The organism is Adlercreutzia aquisgranensis, assembly GCF_943193145.1.
GTDB classification, from domain to species: Bacteria; Actinomycetota; Coriobacteriia; order Coriobacteriales; family Eggerthellaceae; genus Xiamenia; species Xiamenia aquisgranensis.
Genome location: NZ_CALPDA010000019.1, coordinates 1 through 16,019 on the forward strand (window position 1 = coordinate 1; position 16,019 = coordinate 16,019).

General features: G+C 65.1%; 12 protein-coding genes and 1 tRNA gene. 7 read left to right on the forward strand and 6 right to left on the reverse strand.

Annotation, left to right across the window (positions count from 1 at the left end):
* The first annotated feature begins 245 nt into the window (after positions 1-245).
* On the forward strand, positions 246-473 hold the full coding sequence (locus tag NFR41_RS10215; RefSeq protein ID WP_251231763.1) for a hypothetical protein: 228 nt from the start codon (positions 246-248) through the stop codon (positions 471-473).
* Positions 474-535: 62 nt separating this feature from the next.
* Here the strand turns inward: NFR41_RS10215 and serC are convergent, their stop codons facing one another.
* From serC to abc-f, 3 genes are all read right to left on the reverse strand, one after another.
* Positions 536-1,618, reverse strand: a complete 1,083-nt coding sequence (serC, locus tag NFR41_RS10220; protein ID WP_251231764.1) for a 3-phosphoserine/phosphohydroxythreonine transaminase — start codon at positions 1,616-1,618, stop codon at positions 536-538.
* Between the two features lie 266 nt (positions 1,619-1,884).
* On the reverse strand, positions 1,885-2,361 hold the full coding sequence (locus tag NFR41_RS10225; RefSeq protein WP_251231765.1) for a tRNA (cytidine(34)-2'-O)-methyltransferase: 477 nt from the start codon (positions 2,359-2,361) through the stop codon (positions 1,885-1,887).
* A gap of 66 nt (positions 2,362-2,427) precedes the next feature.
* On the reverse strand, positions 2,428-4,557 hold the full coding sequence (gene abc-f, locus NFR41_RS10230) for a ribosomal protection-like ABC-F family protein (protein WP_251231766.1): 2,130 nt from the start codon (positions 4,555-4,557) through the stop codon (positions 2,428-2,430).
* Positions 4,558-4,826: 269 nt separating this feature from the next.
* Between abc-f and NFR41_RS10235 the strand changes: the two genes are divergently transcribed.
* From NFR41_RS10235 to NFR41_RS10245, 3 genes are all read left to right on the forward strand, one after another.
* Positions 4,827-4,902 (forward strand) — tRNA-Asn (locus NFR41_RS10235).
* Between the two features lie 167 nt (positions 4,903-5,069).
* Positions 5,070-6,341 (forward strand): ammonium transporter, encoded by a 1,272-nt coding sequence (locus NFR41_RS10240; RefSeq protein ID WP_251231767.1) that lies wholly within the window; start codon positions 5,070-5,072, stop codon positions 6,339-6,341.
* Positions 6,342-6,360: 19 nt separating this feature from the next.
* Positions 6,361-6,699: a P-II family nitrogen regulator gene (locus NFR41_RS10245; RefSeq protein ID WP_251231768.1), complete on the forward strand. Its 339-nt coding sequence runs from the start codon at positions 6,361-6,363 to the stop codon at positions 6,697-6,699.
* An 88-nt stretch (positions 6,700-6,787) separates the two neighbouring features.
* Here the strand turns inward: NFR41_RS10245 and trpS are convergent, their stop codons facing one another.
* Both trpS and NFR41_RS10255 read right to left on the reverse strand, forming a co-directional pair.
* The gene (gene trpS, locus NFR41_RS10250) at positions 6,788-7,834 is read right to left on the reverse strand and encodes a tryptophan--tRNA ligase (RefSeq protein ID WP_251231769.1); all 1,047 of its coding nucleotides are present in this window, start codon (positions 7,832-7,834) and stop codon (positions 6,788-6,790) included.
* A gap of 121 nt (positions 7,835-7,955) precedes the next feature.
* Positions 7,956-9,383 (reverse strand): TrpB-like pyridoxal phosphate-dependent enzyme, encoded by a 1,428-nt coding sequence (locus NFR41_RS10255; RefSeq protein ID WP_251231770.1) that lies wholly within the window; start codon positions 9,381-9,383, stop codon positions 7,956-7,958.
* Between the two features lie 421 nt (positions 9,384-9,804).
* Here NFR41_RS10255 and NFR41_RS10260 point away from each other — a divergent pair, with 421 nt between their 5' ends.
* The 3 genes from NFR41_RS10260 to NFR41_RS10270 all read left to right on the forward strand — a co-directional run bounded on the left by NFR41_RS10260 (position 9,805) and on the right by NFR41_RS10270 (position 14,778).
* Positions 9,805-12,894 (forward strand): insulinase family protein, encoded by a 3,090-nt coding sequence (locus NFR41_RS10260; RefSeq protein WP_251231771.1) that lies wholly within the window; start codon positions 9,805-9,807, stop codon positions 12,892-12,894.
* 105 nt (positions 12,895-12,999) lie between these two features.
* Positions 13,000-13,770, forward strand: a complete 771-nt coding sequence (locus tag NFR41_RS10265; protein ID WP_251231772.1) for an ABC transporter ATP-binding protein — start codon at positions 13,000-13,002, stop codon at positions 13,768-13,770.
* A 78-nt stretch (positions 13,771-13,848) separates the two neighbouring features.
* Positions 13,849-14,778 (forward strand): SufB/SufD family protein, encoded by a 930-nt coding sequence (locus NFR41_RS10270; RefSeq protein WP_251231773.1) that lies wholly within the window; start codon positions 13,849-13,851, stop codon positions 14,776-14,778.
* Between the two features lie 134 nt (positions 14,779-14,912).
* Here NFR41_RS10270 and NFR41_RS10275 read toward each other — a convergent pair.
* Positions 14,913-16,019: glucosaminidase domain-containing protein (locus NFR41_RS10275; RefSeq protein WP_251231774.1), on the reverse strand; the 1,107-nt coding region annotated here is incomplete at its 5' end.

The following is a 16,019-nucleotide window of genomic DNA, read 5'->3' on the forward strand; positions in this document are numbered from 1 at the left end:
GGCCCCGCGCTAGCATTGCCTTCTTGGCGAAAATCAATCCAGGAAATCAGTTGACAAAACTATAGGAACACCCCCCAGCCGTTCGCAGGGTCGGCGGGCGGACTGCACCATTCTAGGCCCGGAAAAAAGTTTCATGTTGCGCAACAAGCCCTTTTTTCCGACGCCTAAGGTCTGGTTATGCCAAGACCGACCCCGTGCAGAAGCCCTTCCGGGCGCCCTCGCGGACACGACGAAGGAGAGAGACCGTGCGCGCTTTTCCCCGCTCATCGAACAGCCCTGCCGAGCAGAAGCCCGGCGCTCCTTCCCCGCAAGCCCCTGCGACCTGCCCCTCGGAGGACTCGATCGACCCCGATGTCGCCTACGAACGCATCGTGGAGCTGCGCCGGTCTTTCGACAAGGGGCTTATCAGCCGCGAGCGCTTCGACGAGCTGAAAGACCAAGTGCTCTGGCCCAACGGGCAGCCGGACCTGTAGCGCTGCTCGCAACCCGGGAGCGTCCTGCGAGCAGCTGCCGAGGCAGGCCCGACCGCTCAACTCTAGCGGTGGTCGGCCTCGAAGCGCTCCATGAACTTGACCAGGGCCTCCACTCCCTCGTAGGGCATGGCGTTGTAGATGCTCGCCCGCATGCCCCCCACGCTGCGATGGCCCTTCAAGCTCTCAAGGCCGGCAGCCTTGGCCTCGGCCACGAACAGCGCGTCCAGATCGGCGCTGCCGGTGACGAAGGGAACGTTCATGAGCGAGCGGTCCTCGCGGCGGGCGGTGCCGCTGAACAGCTGCGACTGATCCAAGAACTCGTAGAGCAGGTTCGCCTTACGCTCGTTCATACGCTGCACAGCCTCAAGGCCGCCCTGGCGCTTAAGCCACTGGAACACCAAGCCGCAGATATAGATGCCGTAGGCCGGCGGCGTGTTGTACAGGCTCTTCGCCTCGGCCTGAGTGGTGTAGCGCATGATAGTGGGCGTGAAGGGAAGCACGTCCTCGCGAATCAGATCGTCGCGCACGATGACGATGGTAACGCCGGCGGGTCCCACGTTCTTCTGCACGCCGCCGTAGATAAGGCCGAAGCGGCTCACGTCCATGGGCTCGGACAGAAACATGGAGCTCACATCGGTCACCAGCGGCACGTCGCCGGTTTCGGGCAGCTTCGTGTAGCGGGTGCCGTAGATGGTCTCGTTCTGGCAGATGTAGACGTAGTCGGCGTCGGGGCTGAAAGCAAGCCCCTCCACGTCGGGCACGTAGGAGAAGTTGCCGTCCTCAGAGCTAGCGACGCAGTTGGCCTGGCCGTAGAGCTTCGCCTCCTTGAAGGCCTTCTTCGACCAGCTGCCCGACACGATGTAGTCGGCCACCTTGCTGCGCATGAGGTTCATAGGAATGGCGGCGAACTGCTGGGTGGCGCCGCCCTGCAGGAAGAGCACCTGGTAGTTGCCGGGGATATCCAGCAGCTCGCGCAGGTCGGCCTCGGCCGTCTCGATGATGGCCTTGTAGGCAGCGCTGCGATGGCTCATCTCCATGACGGACATGCCCGTGCCTCGGTAGTCCAGCATCTCGTCGGCCGCCTGGCGCAGCACCTCCTCGGGCAGCATCGCGGGGCCGGCAGAGAAGTTGTACACGCGCGCCATGGGCGACCTCCTTGGATTTGCTGAGCGGATGAGACCGATGATAGCGCTTTTCGAACGCGCGCACCGCCGCGACGGCAAAACGCCCCATATCTCCCGGCCACCGTATATCCCGCACACCACACATTCCGCACTCCCGCGCACCACACTTCCGCACCGCCGCATCCCGATGGATACAGCGCATACCAGCGGGGTTCTGCGCTGTTTCCTGCAAAACCTCGCCGTCATGCACTATGTGCGGCACCGTCGAGGTGCCCCGAGCCATCGCGCTAGGTAAGTCCGGGCCATCCCTGCTGACGGCATGCTTCGTAGGCGGCAATGGCCACGGCATTGGAAAGGTTCAGGCTGCGGGCACCGTCTGCCATGGGAATGCGACGACAGCGGTCCGCGTAGGCGTCGATCAGCATCGGATCGAGCCCGCGGCTCTCGCGACCGAACACCAGAAAGTCGCCATCGCCGTAGGATGCCTTGTGGTAGGGAGCGGACGCCTGACCCGTGAACAGGTGCAGCGCGCCTTGGCCCAGCTCCCCGGCCTCCCACGCATCGAAGAACGCCTGCGCGCAGGGCCAGCAGGTGATGTCCACCTTGTCCCAGTAATCGCACCCGGCCCGGCGCAGGTTGCGCTCGGTGGGGCGAAACCCCATGGGCTCTATCAGGTGCAGCGGCGCTCCCAAGCAGGCGCAGGTGCGGGCGATGTTGCCCGTGTTCTGCGGAATCTCCGGCTCCACCAGCACGATGCTCACCATAGGAAACACCTCTCCGAAACCACAGCCGCAACAGCCCTTCTCCCACGCCACATGCTCCGCGAACCCCTAGGCCTGCTGCGCCTGGCGGGCCATCTCCGCCTCCAGCTCCTCGGTGAGCATGAACCACTCCTCCTCGGCATCGGACAAGCGCTTCTTGAGCTTCGCATGCTCGGCGATGGCGTCGGAGGAAGCGTCCTCGTTGATGTAGAAGTCCGGGTCGGCCATGAGCGCCAGCAGCTCTTCCATGCGCTTGTTGTCGCGCTCCATCTGCTCGTCCAGCTGCGCGATGCGTTTGCGGTGGTTCTTCAGGGCCGCGTAGGCGCGGTTGCGCGCCTCGGCCTCGCGCCGCTTCTGCTCCTTCGACTTCGGGGCGCTTCCCTTGGCCGCCGTGAGCTCCGCCTTAGCTCCCCCGCCGCCTGCGGCCCCAGCAGCCTCGGCACCGGCGCTCGCGGCGCGCACGCCCTCCTCGCGCCGAGCGTGCTTGTTCACCGCCACCACGCGCCCCTTGCCGCCCTTCGCCTCGGCAGCTTTCCCCGGCGCGCCCGAAGCGCCCACCACCTCGTCCACCAGCGATTCGCCCGCAGGGGCGGCACCTTCCAGCTGGCCCGACTTGTACAGGTAGTAGTCGTAGTCACCGTCGTAGACGGAAAGCTTGCCCGGCGTCACCTCCACGATGCGGTTCGCCACGCCGCGGATGAGATGGCGGTCGTGGGTGATGAGCAGGATGGTGCCCTCGAAGGCCCGCAGCGCCTGCTCCAGGATGTCGGCGCTGGCGATGTCCAGGTGGTTCGTCGGCTCGTCCAAAAGCAGCAGGGGGCTGGGAGCCACCAGCATCTTGGCCAGGGCAAGCCGGCTCTTCTCGCCGCCGGATAGCACCGATACGCGCTTGTCAACCGCATCCCCTGTGAACAGGAAGGCGCCCAGCAGCGTGCGCACCTGGGACATGGTCCAGCCCGGCGCCGCATGGTCCAGCTCCTCGAACACGGTGTTGCCCGCATGCAGCTCCTCCAGCTGGTGCTGGGCGTAGTAGGTCTTGGTCACGTGCACGCCGCACTCGATGGTGCCGGCATCGGGCGCCTCCACCCCGGCCACCATCTTCAGCAGCGTGGACTTGCCGGCGCCGTTGGGCCCCACCAGCGCTATCTTGTCGCCGCGGTACATGGTGAAGTCCTGGCCGTCGTAGACCACCTTGTCTCCGAAGGCCTTGCGCAGTCCGCGCGCCTTCACCACTATGTCACCGGTGCGCGGCGGCTGCTTGAAGTTGAAGTGCACCGTCTTCTTCTCCTCGGGAAGCACGATGCGGTTCTCCATGATCTTCTCGATGCGCCGGGCACGCTCCTGAGCCTGCTTGGCCTTCGTGGCCTTGTAGCGGAACTTGTCCACGAAGGCCTGCAGGTGCGCGATCTCCTCGTCCTGCTTGGCGCGCTCGGCCCGCAGCCGCTCCAGACGCTCCTCACGCGCCTTCAGATAGGCCGTGTAGTTGCCCTTGTACAGGTTCACGGTGCCGTCGGCCACCTCGGCCACGCGGTCCACCATGTTGTCCATGAAGGCGCGGTCGTGGCTCACCACGATGACCGCTCCCTCGTAGGTGCGCAGAAACCCCTCCAGCCAGCGGACGCTCTCCAAGTCCAGGTGGTTCGTGGGCTCGTCCAAAAGCAGTACCTCGGGGTTGCGGATGAGCAGCTTGGCAAGGGCTATGCGCATCTGCCAGCCGCCGGAGAACTCCGAGGTCGACCGCCCAAGGTCGCCCTCCTTGAAGCCCAGGCCGAACAGCACGCTTCGCACCTTCGCCTCTATGGTGTAGCCGCCCAGCACCTCGTAGGCGTCCCGGGCGCGCCCGGCCGCCGCCAGCTGCTGCTCGGTGGGATTCTCGCCCAGCGATGCCTCCAGCCTGTGCAGCCGCTGTTCGGCCTCCAAGACCTCCACCTGCGACGCCATAACCTCCCCGAAGATGGAGCGGTCCTCCATCTCGATAGCCTCCTGCTCCAGGTAGCCCACGCGCGCGCCCTTGGCGAGCACCACCCGGCCCTCGTCGGCGTCCTCCTGACCGGAGACAATGTTCAGAAGCGTGGTCTTCCCGGCGCCGTTGGGGCCTACCAGGGCCAATCGGTCGTATTCCTCCAGACGCAGCGAGACGCCGGAGAACAGCGTGCGTCCGCCGAAGGATTTGGAAATCTGCTCGAGCTGCAGGATCATGGCGTCATGCCCTCCATGGATTGCGTAGTCAACAAGGCCGCCCCGCTGCGCGACCGCAAAGCCGGGCGCGAAGACGGCAACCGCTAAGTATAAAGGCTTTCGTCCCGTCCCGCAGCAAGATGTGCCGCGCAGTCGCAAAACCCTCCGCCCGCCGCCCGCCGCCTTCGCACCGCCGCGCCCCTCGCCGCATCGACGCATCTTCACAAATTCCCCCCTTGCACCCCTAACGCGTTCCGCTATAATATCGTCTTGCGCTTGCGCATCGACATTCCTCGATAGCTCAATTGGCAGAGCATCCGGCTGTTAACCGGAGGGTTGTAGGTTCGAGTCCTACTCGAGGAGCCATTAAACTCCGAAAGGCCCCGCCTGTGCGGGGCCTTTTTCGTGCGCCGAAGTCGCATCTGTTAAATCGACGTTTCCCCTCCATTAACTGAATGCCCATTTCACACGCCTGAAACCTGGGAGTTCCATCATCGCAGGCGTTGGTTACCGCACAGAACAGGAGGAAACAAATGGATAGCGGCTCTAGCGCGTTCATGCTCGTCTGCACCATGCTCGTGCTGCTGATGACACCGGGGCTGGCCTTCTTCTACGGAGGCCTGTCGCGGCGCAAGAACGTCGGCAACACCATGGTGATGGTTTTCGTCGTTATCGGCATAGTGGCGCTGACCTGGACTCTCTTCGGTTGGTCGCTGGCCTATGGCGGCAACGGCGAAAACCCCATCTTCGGAGGCTTCGACCAGTTGCTGCTGTTGGGGAGCACCCAGGCCATGCTGGCTGAGGCGCAGCTTGCCGTGGCAGACGCCTCGTACCCGTCCATGGTGGACATCGTGTTCCAGATGGCGTTCTGCATGATCACCACGGCCATCATCACCGGCGGCGTGGCTGGGCGCATGCGCTTCGGGGCCGTGGTGGCGTTCCTGACCGTATGGACGGTAGTTGTCTACCCGCCGCTAGCGCATATGGTGTGGGGCGGGGACGGCTCGCTCATCGGCGACGTCATCGGGGCGCTCGACTTCGCCGGCGGCGACGTGGTCCACATCTCATCAGGACTCACCGCCCTTGTGCTGGCGGTGCTCGTAGGCAAGCGCAAGGGCTTCGGCGCCATGAGCTACCGGCCCCACAACGTGCCCTTCATCGCCCTGGGCGCGGCTCTTCTGTGGTTCGGATGGTTCGGGTTCAACGCGGGAAGCGCGTTTGCGGCTGACGGCATCGCGGCGCTTGCCCTGGTCAACACCGTGTGCGCCAGCGGCGCCGGCGTGGCATCGTGGATGGTGACGGAGCGGTTGGCCGTAGGCAAGCCCACGCTGGTGGGCGCCTGCACGGGCCTGGTGGCAGGTCTTGTGGGCATCACGCCGGCCGCCGGCTTCGTGGAGCCCTGGGCGGCGCTGGTCATCGGCATCACAGTCTCCCCCATCTGCTACCTGGCCATCTCGAAGCTGAAGGTGCGCCTGGGCTACGACGACGCCCTTGACGCCTTCGGCTGCCACTGCGTCGGCGGTATCGTGGGCGGCGTGCTCACCGGCATCTTCTGCCTGCCCGAGCTGAGCTGGACCGAATACGGCGGCCTGCTCTACACGGGCGACTTCTCGCTGCTGGGAAGCCAGGTCCTGGGCATCCTCGTCACCATCGCCTTCGTCGGCGTCTGCGACATCGTTTTGGGGCTGATCGTCAAAGCATGCTTCAAGGGCAGCCTGCGCGTGAGCGGCGAAGCGGAGGCGCAGGGCCTCGACGTTGCGGAGCACAGCGAGTCGGCCTACCCCGCCTACGTGGGCCTGGACTAGGAAAGGAGAGGTGAGCTAGATGAAGCGCATTACGGCGATCGTGCGGCCCGAGAAGCTGGAACCCCTGAAGGACGCCCTGTTCGAAGCCGGCGTGAAGGGCATGACCGTCAGCCAGGTCATGGGCTGCGGCAACCAGCACGGCTGGAAGGAGTACTACCGCGGCACCGAGGTTCTGCTGAACATGGTTCCGAAGGTGAAGTTCGAGGTCGTGGTGGACGACGAGGCGGTGGACAGCCTGGTAGCCGTCATCCAGAAGGCCGCCCGCACCGGCCAGGTGGGCGACGGCAAGATCTTCATCGTGCCCGTGGAAGAGGTCATCCGCATTCGCACGGGAGAAGCGGGCGACGAGGCACTTTAGGGCCGCCCCGAAGCGAAGCGGCAGCCGAAACGGAAGGGAGCCGGCAAGGCGCCGGCTCCCTTTTCGCACGCGGACGGTCTGCGAGACGCTAGTACACCATGCCCATGGCCTCGCGCACCTGGCCGAGGGTTTCCTCGGCGATGGCGTTCGCTCGGGCGTTGCCGTCGTGCAGCACATCGGCGATGTAGCCCATGTCCCCCTCGAGCTCGCGGCGCCGCTCGCGAATGGGGGCGAGAAAGCCGTTCACGCTCTCGGTGACGTAGCGCTTGAGCGCACCGGCGCCGTCGTTGCCGATCTCCTCTGCGATGGACGTCTCGTCGCGCCCGGTGCACAGGGCCGCCGTGGTCAGCAGCGCCGACACGCCGGGTCGCCCTTCGCGGTCGAAGGTGATGAAGCGCTCGGAATCGGTCTGGGACTTCTTGATGAGCTTGGCCGTCTCCGCATCCGTGGCCGAAAGCGAGATGGCGTTGCCGTAGCTCTTCGACATCTTCCGCCCGTCCAGGCCAGGAATCTCCACCGCGTCGGTGAGCAGGCCCTCGGGTTCGGGGAACACGCGCCCGTAGCGTTCGTTGAAGCGCCGGGCGATCTGGCGGGTCTGCTCGATATGGGGCAGCTGGTCCTTGCCCACCGGCACGATGTTGCCCTTGCAGAACAAAATGTCGCAGGCCTGGTGCACCGGATAGGTGAGCAGAAGCCCCGTAAGGCTGTGGCCCGACGCCTCCTGCTCGGACTTCACCGTGGGGTTGCGCAAAAGCTCCGCCTCGGATACCAGCGACAGGAAGGGCAGCATGAGCTGGTTTAGGGCCGGCACCGCCGAATGGGTGAAGATGACGGTCTTTTCGGGGTCGATACCGCAGGCCAGGTAGTCGATCACCATGTTGTACACGTTGTCCTGGATATGCTCGGTGCTGTCGCGGTCGGTGATCACCTGGTAGTCGGCTATGACGATGCGCGTGGTGATGCCCATATCCTGCAGCCGCACGCGCTCGCGGATGGTGCCGAAGTAGTGGCCCAGATGCAGCCGGCCCGTAGGGCGGTCGCCGGTGAGCATCGTGTACTTTTTCGGATGAACGGCCAAATCCTCGCGCAGCTGGTCGCTGCGTCGCTTGCTGGCCTCGAAGGTATCAGTTGCCATGGGTCTTCCTCGTCCTCGTTGCGCCTGATGGAGCGCCGTCGTGCAAACCGCCTCCCCGCGCGGGCGAGACCCGTCGAGGGAAGGCGGAAACACTATACCAGATTGCCGGGGGGCGGCGCGCCTACTGGATGCCCGGGATGGAGGGGATGGTGGCGAATCCCGCCTCCAGCTCCTCGTCGGTGGGCACATGGTCGGTCATCTCGCCCTTGTTGAAGGCTTCGTAGGCGTACATGTCGAAGTAGCCCGTGCCCGTCAGCCCGAACAGGATCACCTTCTCCTCGCCGCTCTCGGCGCATGCCTTCGCCTCCTGGATGGCCTGGTAGATGGCGTGCGCGCTCTCCGGGGCCGGCAGGATGGTCTCCAGGCGGGCGAACTCCTCGGCAGCGGCGAACACGTCGGTCTGCTTCACGGCCACGGCCTCCATGTAGCCGTCGTGCTTGAGCTTGCTCACGATGGGGCTCATACCGTGGTAGCGCAGGCCGCCCGCATGGTCGGGGCTGGGCTGAAAGCCGTTGCCCAAGGTGTACATCTTCACCAGCGGGCAGGTTTGGCCGGTATCGGCGAAGTCGTAGGCGTACCTGCCGCGCGTGAGGCTGGGGCAGCTGGCGGGCTCCACGGCGACGAAGCGGGTGTCAGGATGGGTGCCGTTGAGCTTGTCGCGCATGAACGGCGAGATCAGCCCGCCCAGGTTCGAGCCGCCGCCGGCGCAACCGATGACGATGTCGGGGTACTCGCCCAGCTCCTCCAGGGCCGTGTAGCTCTCCAGGCCGATGACGGACTGGTGCAGCAGCACCTGGTTGAGCACGCTTCCCAGCTGGTAGCGCCCCTTGTTCTCGGGCACGTGCAGCGCGCGCTCCACCGCCTCGGAGATGGCGGTGCCCAGCGACCCGGTGGAGCTCGGGTTGTCCGCCAGCATCTTCCTGCCGATTTCGGTGGTGTCGGAGGGCGAGGGGGTCACCGTGGCGTTGAAGGTCTCCATGATGGATCGGCGGAAGGGCTTCTGCTCGTAGGAGCATTTCACCATGAACACGTCCAGGTCGACGCCGAAATGATCGGCCGCCTCGGAAAGGGCTGTTCCCCACTGGCCGGCGCCCGTCTCGGTGGTGATCTTGTCCAGGTCCTGCTCCTTGGCGTAGTAGGCCTGGGCGATGGCGGAGTTGAGCTTATGGGAGCCGGAGGTGTTGTTGCCCTCGAACTTGTAGTAGATGCGCGCCGGCGTGCCCAGGGCGCGCTCCAGGTTGTAGGCTCGGCACAGGGGCGAGGGACGGTACACCTTGTACATCTCCTGCACGCCCTCGGGGATGTCGAAGTAGGCGGTGGTATCGTCCAGCTCCTGGGCCACCAGCGCATCGCAGAACACCGGGGCTATGTCGGCGGCCTCTGCCACCTTGCCGTCGGGAAGGCGCATGGGCTCGGGAGGCTCGGGCATATCGGCGCGCAGGTTGTACCATTGGGTGGGAATCTGGTCCTGTCGCAGGTACAGACGGTACGGAACGCCGTCAGATTGGGTGTACTGCTCCGAAACACCGGATGCCGTTGCTTGTGCCATGATGCTTCCTTTCTTGCGTGCGACCTCTTCCGGCCGCCGACCCTTTGCTGCCCGCGCAGCCCAACATGTCTGCGCATAGAAAAACGCCCCCTGGATCTCCAAGGGGCGTTTCAGTATGCGCAGGATGAAAGCCGAGAGACCCAGAATCAGTTTCTTCGATTCCACCACCAGGCGCCGACCATGGGCACCGCGAACGCGGCGCAAGCCATGAAGGAGGTCGGGATGCTAGCCGGGTTGTGCACGAAGATCCTTTCGAATAGGGACTCAGCTTGGCGGAAACTATAACGCTTTCGCTTTCCGATGGGAAGTGGAGATTCAATGAACGAGGTATTCGGCAACGTTGCGGATGCTTCCGCCCGACAGGGCCCCTTGGCCCGTTGTGGGACAATGGCCGAAACGAGCGAGCACGGAAGGAGCACCTATGGAACCAAGCGTCGGCGAACACCTGCACGGGTTCACCGTGGAGACGGCCGAGGACCTGCCCGAGATAGACGGGCGGGCCTACACCATGCGCCACGGCAAGAGCGGCGCGCGACTTCTCTACCTGCAAAACGACGACAACAACAAGTCGTTCTCCATCGCCTTCAAGACCCCTCCCGCAAACGACACCGGCGTGTTCCACATACTGGAGCATTCCGTGCTGTGCGGCTCCCGGAAGTTCCCGGTGAAGGAGCCGTTCGTGAACCTGCTGAAGAGCAGCATGCAGACGTTTCTGAACGCCATGACCTTCCCCGACAAGACCATGTACCCCGTGGCCAGCACGAACATGCGCGACCTCATGAACTTGGCCGACGTGTACATGGACGCGGTGCTGCACCCCAACATCTACGTGAAGCCCGAGATCTTCATGCAGGAGGGCTGGCACTACGAGCTTGCCCGCAACGCCGCGGCCGATGCGGGCCTTGGCGAGGCGGCCCGGCAGGAGCTGGCGGCAAACGAGCGCGCCGGCAACGTGGAGCTTGCGTACAACGGCGTGGTCTACAACGAGATGAAAGGGGCGCTCTCGGAGCCCAGCTCGGTGCTGTTCGATCTGCTGCAGGCCTCGCTCTTCCCCGATACCGCCTACCGCTTCGAATCCGGCGGCACGCCTGCCAGCATTCCGGAGCTCACCTACGAGCAGTTCCTGGACGATCACCGGCGCCACTACCGATTGGACAACAGCTACATCACCCTGTACGGCAACCTCGACCTGGACGCCATGCTGGCCTTCTTCGACGAGGGCTACCTTTCCCCCGTGTCCGACGAGCAGCGCGCCGCGGACGATGCGCGCCGCTCCGAAGGGCTGCCCCCCTTGACACCGAACGCGTTGGCCGAGCAGGCCGCCGTGGTCGTCCCCCACGCCCGGTGCACCATGGCCACCGCCCGCAGCAACGCCTGCTGCGCCTTGGGGTACGTGGTGGGCGGCGCCCGCGACAAAACGCGTCTGGCCGCCGTGGACATCCTGCTGGATGCGATCATGGGCAGCAACGAGGCGCCGCTCAAGCGGGCGATCCTGGATGCGGACCTGGCCGACGACGCGAGCGGGTACGTGGCCGATTCCCTGCTGCAGCCCTTCGCCGTCCTCGAGCTGCGAGGGCTGCGCCCCGGTGCGGCCGAGCGCTTCCGCGCCGTGGTGGAAAGGGAGCTCGAGAGGCTGGCCTCGGGAGGGCTCGACCGAACGCTTCTGGAGGCATCGCTGTCCCGAGCCGAGTTCGTCATACGCGAGCACGATTTCGGCATGGCTGACGGCGTGGTGTACGCCATGAGCAGCCTGTCGGGATGGCTCTACGACGACCGGCTTGCCACCACCTACCTAAAGTACGAGGACGACTTCGCCTTCCTGCGCGAGGCCCTGGACACCTCCTACTTCGCCGACCTCGCTCGCGAGGTGTTTCTGGAGTCGGCGCACAACGCCCTGGCCGAGGTGGTGCCCGCGGGCGATGACGCGGACGCCGGAGAGCGGGCGCGCCTGAAAGCCGTCATGCAGGAGCTTTCCGACGCCGACCTCGAACGCATCGCCGCCGACGAGGCGCGCTTGCGCGACGAACAGGAGCAGCCCGACTCCCCCGAAGCGCTCGCCGCCCTGCCCCGCCTGCCCCTGAGCGAGATCGCCGATGCGCCCGAGGAGCCCGCCTACGGCATGGTGGAGGGCACCGTGCTGCCGTGCCTGCGCCACCACGTGCCGACCCACGGCATCGCCTACGTCTACCGGCTCTTCGACTTGAGCGGCGTTTCCTTCGACGAGCTCCCCTACGTGAGCGTTCTGGCCATGACGCTGGGCAAGCTGCCCACGGCCAAGCACAGCGCAGCGCAGATCGACACGCTTACCAACGGACTGCTGGGCAACTTCAGCGTGTCGGCCACTGTCTTCGACCCGGCCCGGCGCACCTTCGACAACGGCCTCACGCCGCCGGACGGCCCTACCGCCTGCCTGCGCATAGGGTCCTCCGCCCTGCACGAGAACGTCGAGCACCTTTCGGGGCTGGTGCGAGAGATCATGCTGGAAACCGACTTCTCGGACACCGACCGCATCCACGACAGGCTTATCCAGCGGCGCATCTCCATGGAGCAGTCCTTCGCCTCCGCGGGACACAGCTTCGCCATGGCGCGCCTGAGCAGCTACTACCGCCCCGCCGCAACCTTGGCCGACGCCTTGGAGGGCATAGGGTTCTACCTGTTCCTGAAAGAGCTGCTCGACTGCTTCGACGAGCGCAAGGAAGCGCTGATCGTCCAGCTGGAGGAGCTGGCGGCGCGGCTGATGGGCGCCGAACGCACCTTGGTCAGCTTCACCGGCGACGACGGCGCTTTCGACAGGTTCTGGGGCGAGGAGGCGCGGCTAGCCGCGCCCGCAAGGGATGAAGTGCCCGCTTCCCCGCGCCTGACGTCCCCCCAGCCGCAGCAGCGCAACGAGGCCTTCACGGTGCCCACCGACGTCTGCTACGTGGCCACGGGCGGCGAGCTGCCCCGCATCCCCGACGACGAGGACCTGGGACGGTGGATGGTGGCCGCTCGGGCGCTTTCCTACGACTACCTGTGGAACGAGGTACGCGTGAAGGGCGGCGCCTACGGAACGGGGTTCCAGGCCAAGGCCAACGCCAACGCGTGCTTCTACTCCTACCGCGACCCGCACCTTGACGAAACGCTGCAGCGCTTCGCCGGAAGCGTGGAGTACCTGGAATCGGTCGATTTCGGAGCCGACGAGCTGGAGGGCTACGTGGTGGCCACGGCGGCCGGCATCGACCAGCCCCAGAAGGCCCGCGCCCTCATCCGACGCCAGGACGGCGAATGGCTGGCGGGACGCGACCCTGAAAGCCGCATGCGCATCCGCAACGGCGTCGTCGGCACCACTGCGGAGGACCTGCGCTCCCTAGGCGAGCCCTTGCGAAGCGCGTTGGGAAAGCAGGCCGTCTGCGTGTTCGGCAACAAGGACATCATCGCCCAGTCGGCAGCCGCAAGCGCCGCTGACCCGCTGCTTTCGGTAGTAGCCCTGGTCGACGACGGGCGCGATGACGACAATCAAAACCAGCGATGACAAATGCTACCGACTGAGGTACAATACCTAGCTATTCGATAGGGTTTGGCCGCCCGAAAACCGGGCGGCCTCGACCGCACACAGCAACAGAGGGAGAACGCCGTAATGCTTGAACTGAGGAACCTCACCTTCGAAGTGCCCACGCCCGAAGGCGGCACCAAGCGCATCATCGACGAGCTGAGCCTGACCATCCCCGACGACCGGTTCACCGTAATCACCGGCCCCAACGGCGGCGGCAAGTCCACCTTGGCGAAGCTGATCATGGGCGTGGAGAAGCCCACGTCGGGCCAGATCATTTTCAACGGGCGCGACATCACCGACCAGTCCATCACCGAGCGCGCCCAGGCCGGCATCGGATACGGCTTCCAGCAGCCGGCCCGCTTCAAGGGCATGAAGGTGAAGAAGCTGCTCGACATCGCCGCAGGCAAGAAGCTGCCCATGCTGGCCTGCAACGAGTACCTGGCCAAGGTAGGCCTGTGCTCGGCCAGCTACCTTACCCGCGAGGTTGACAAGTCGCTCTCGGGCGGCGAGGTGAAGCGCATCGAGATCGCCACCATCCTGGCCCGCGACCCTGCGTTGGCCATCTACGACGAGCCCGAGGCCGGCATCGATTTGTGGAGCTTCGACCGCCTGACCGAGACCTTCCGAGACATCCACGAAGCCCGCGACGGCCGGTCCATCGTCATCATCAGCCATCAGGAGCGCATTATCCAGCTGGCCGACGAGATCGTGCTGCTGCGCGACGGCAAGGTGCAGGCCACAGGCACGCCGGCGGAGATGCTGCCGACGCTGGGCTTCGTAGCCAAGGGCGTTCCCGGCTGCCAGCTGTCCACCCCCACCGAGCTGCACCTGACCGAGATTCCCACCACCTGCTAGCGCAACCAACCCCGCCGGGTTCGCGCTAGCGCCGTGACGCAGCGAGAACCTGTCCCGTATCCACGAACGGAGAACACCATGGCAGTAGACCTTTCACCCATCGACGAGAACCTTCTCGCCGAGATAGCCAACATCCACGGCATGCCCAACGGCGCCTTCAACATCCGCCGCGACGGGCAGCTGGTGGAGCGGCACTCCTCGGCCAACATCGAGATCTCGACGAAGACCGACAACCCCGGCATCGACATCACCATCAAGCCCGGCACCAAGGGCGAGACCGTGTTCATCCCGGTCATCGTCACCCAGGCAGGCCTCAAGGACGTGGTGTACAACTCCTTCTACATCGGCGAGGATTGCGACGTCACCATCGTGGCCGGCTGCGGCATCCACAACGACTCCCATGCCACCTCCGAGCACGACGGCATCCACAGCTTCTTCTGCGGCAAGAACTCCCGCGTGCGCTACGTGGAGAAGCACTACGGCGAAGGAGAAGGCACCGGCGAGCGCATCCTGAACCCGGTGACCAACGTGGAGATGGAGGAAGGCTCCAGCTGCGAGATGGAACTCATCCAGCTGCGCGGCGTCTCCTCCACGGTCCGCGACACCAATGCGGTGCTGCACGAGGACGCCAAGCTGGTGCTGACCGAGAAGCTGCTGACCCACGACGACCAGACGGCAACCTCCAACATGAAGATCGAGCTTGTGGGCAAGGGCTCCAGCGTGCAGGTCATCTCGCGCAGCGTGGCCCAGGACAACTCCGTGCAGATCTTCAACCCCCTGGTCATCGGCGAGGCGGAGTGCCGCGGGCACGTGCAGTGCGACGCCATCATCATGGGCAAGGCAAAGGTGACGGCCATCCCCGGCATCGAGGCGGCCAGCGAGGATGCCGTGCTCGTCCACGAGGCGGCCATCGGCAAGATCGCCGGAGACCAGATCGTGAAGCTTATGACCCTGGGACTTACCGAGGAGGAAGCCGAGGAGGAGATTCTCGAGGACTTCCTGGGCTAGAGAAGAAAGGCTGCGGCCCTTTACCGCCGCTACGCGTCAATGCAACGAGGCCCTGCATCAACGCAGGGCCTCGTTTCGTTTCGCAATGGATGCGCGGACACCGCAGCAGTTCCGCCCGCTCGAAAAGGAGAAGGCTACTCCACGCCGAAGTACAGCTTGATGCTGTTGGCCAACGTGTAGCCGTAGTTCTTGGCAGTCGCCCAACCGCGGCCGGTCTTGATGGTGCCGTCCTCGTTGCGAACGGTGTTGGGGTTCTCCTGGATACCCAGATGCTGCACGTATACGGCGGTGCTGCGCAGGGCATCCCACCAACGGGGATCGACGCATGCCTGGTTGAGCGGCTCGCTGGAGGCATAGCACTTCAGGTGCTGCACCTGGGCGCGAATGCCCGTCCGCACATCCTTGAAGGAATTGCCCGACGCCCCCCCTCCGGTGGCGCCGATCCCGGCGAAGTTGAACTGCTCGATCTTCACGTCGCCGCCGAACTTAAGGTTGCCGGTCTCGTGCATGACCTGGCAGTACACCACCTCGGGACGAACGCCTTCGGCCACGGCTTCATCGTAGATGATCTGACAGAAGTCCTTGATGGTGGGCGCCCCTCCCTTGCCAAGCGCCGCAGCGGGGTAAACGGCATTGGTGCGCATGTAGGCCTGGGTCATCTGCGCCACCGTCGACTCGGGCGCCCCCATGATAGTGAGCAGCTTCTCGGAAGGCACGGGATCTTGTGTTTCACCGGGAAGCGGCTCAAGGGCGGGTTCGGCAGGAGGGTTGAGGCAAGCACCGTTCTCGCCGAAATTGCGCACCACGCCGTTGATGGTTTGGGAGCCGGTCACCATGGCGCCGGAAGCGCTCAGGTAGTACCACAATCCGCCCACGTACTGCCACCCCGTTCGCATAGCGCCGTCTCCGGAGCCGCCGAACAGGTACCACGTTCCGCCGATCTTGCGCCAACCGGTCGCCATGGCGCCGTCATGGCTCTCGCCCAGGTAGTACCACTTGCCGTTCATCTTCTGCCAGCCGGTCTTCATGGCGCCATCGTCCGGTCCGCCCATCAGGTACCAGGTGTCGCCCACTTTCTGCCAGCCGGTCTTCATGGCGCCGTCGCCCGAGTAGCCCATCAGGTACCACTTGTCGCTCACGCGCAACCAGCCCTCGGCCATGCTTCCGCTGCCGGGGTTGAGGTAGTACCAGGCGGAGCCGAGCTTCTTCCAGCCCTCGGCCATGCTCCCGCTGCCGGGGTT

Bases quoted from the DNA above. Each gene is read 5' to 3' on its own strand.
- serC (WP_251231764.1), bottom strand. From the start codon at position 1,618: ATGGCGCGCGTGTACAACTTCTCTGCCGGCCCCGCGATGCTGCCCGAG.
- NFR41_RS10265 (WP_251231772.1), top strand. From the start codon at position 13,000: ATGCTTGAACTGAGGAACCTCACCTTCGAAGTGCCCACGCCCGAAGGC.
- NFR41_RS10255 (WP_251231770.1), bottom strand. From the start codon at position 9,383: ATGGCACAAGCAACGGCATCCGGTGTTTCGGAGCAGTACACCCAATCT.
- abc-f (WP_251231766.1), bottom strand. From the start codon at position 4,557: ATGATCCTGCAGCTCGAGCAGATTTCCAAATCCTTCGGCGGACGCACG.
- NFR41_RS10240 (WP_251231767.1), top strand. From the start codon at position 5,070: ATGGATAGCGGCTCTAGCGCGTTCATGCTCGTCTGCACCATGCTCGTG.
- NFR41_RS10260 (WP_251231771.1), top strand. From the start codon at position 9,805: ATGGAACCAAGCGTCGGCGAACACCTGCACGGGTTCACCGTGGAGACG.
- NFR41_RS10270 (WP_251231773.1), top strand. From the start codon at position 13,849: ATGGCAGTAGACCTTTCACCCATCGACGAGAACCTTCTCGCCGAGATA.
- NFR41_RS10245 (WP_251231768.1), top strand. From the start codon at position 6,361: ATGAAGCGCATTACGGCGATCGTGCGGCCCGAGAAGCTGGAACCCCTG.
- trpS (WP_251231769.1), bottom strand. From the start codon at position 7,834: ATGGCAACTGATACCTTCGAGGCCAGCAAGCGACGCAGCGACCAGCTG.
- NFR41_RS10225 (WP_251231765.1), bottom strand. From the start codon at position 2,361: ATGGTGAGCATCGTGCTGGTGGAGCCGGAGATTCCGCAGAACACGGGC.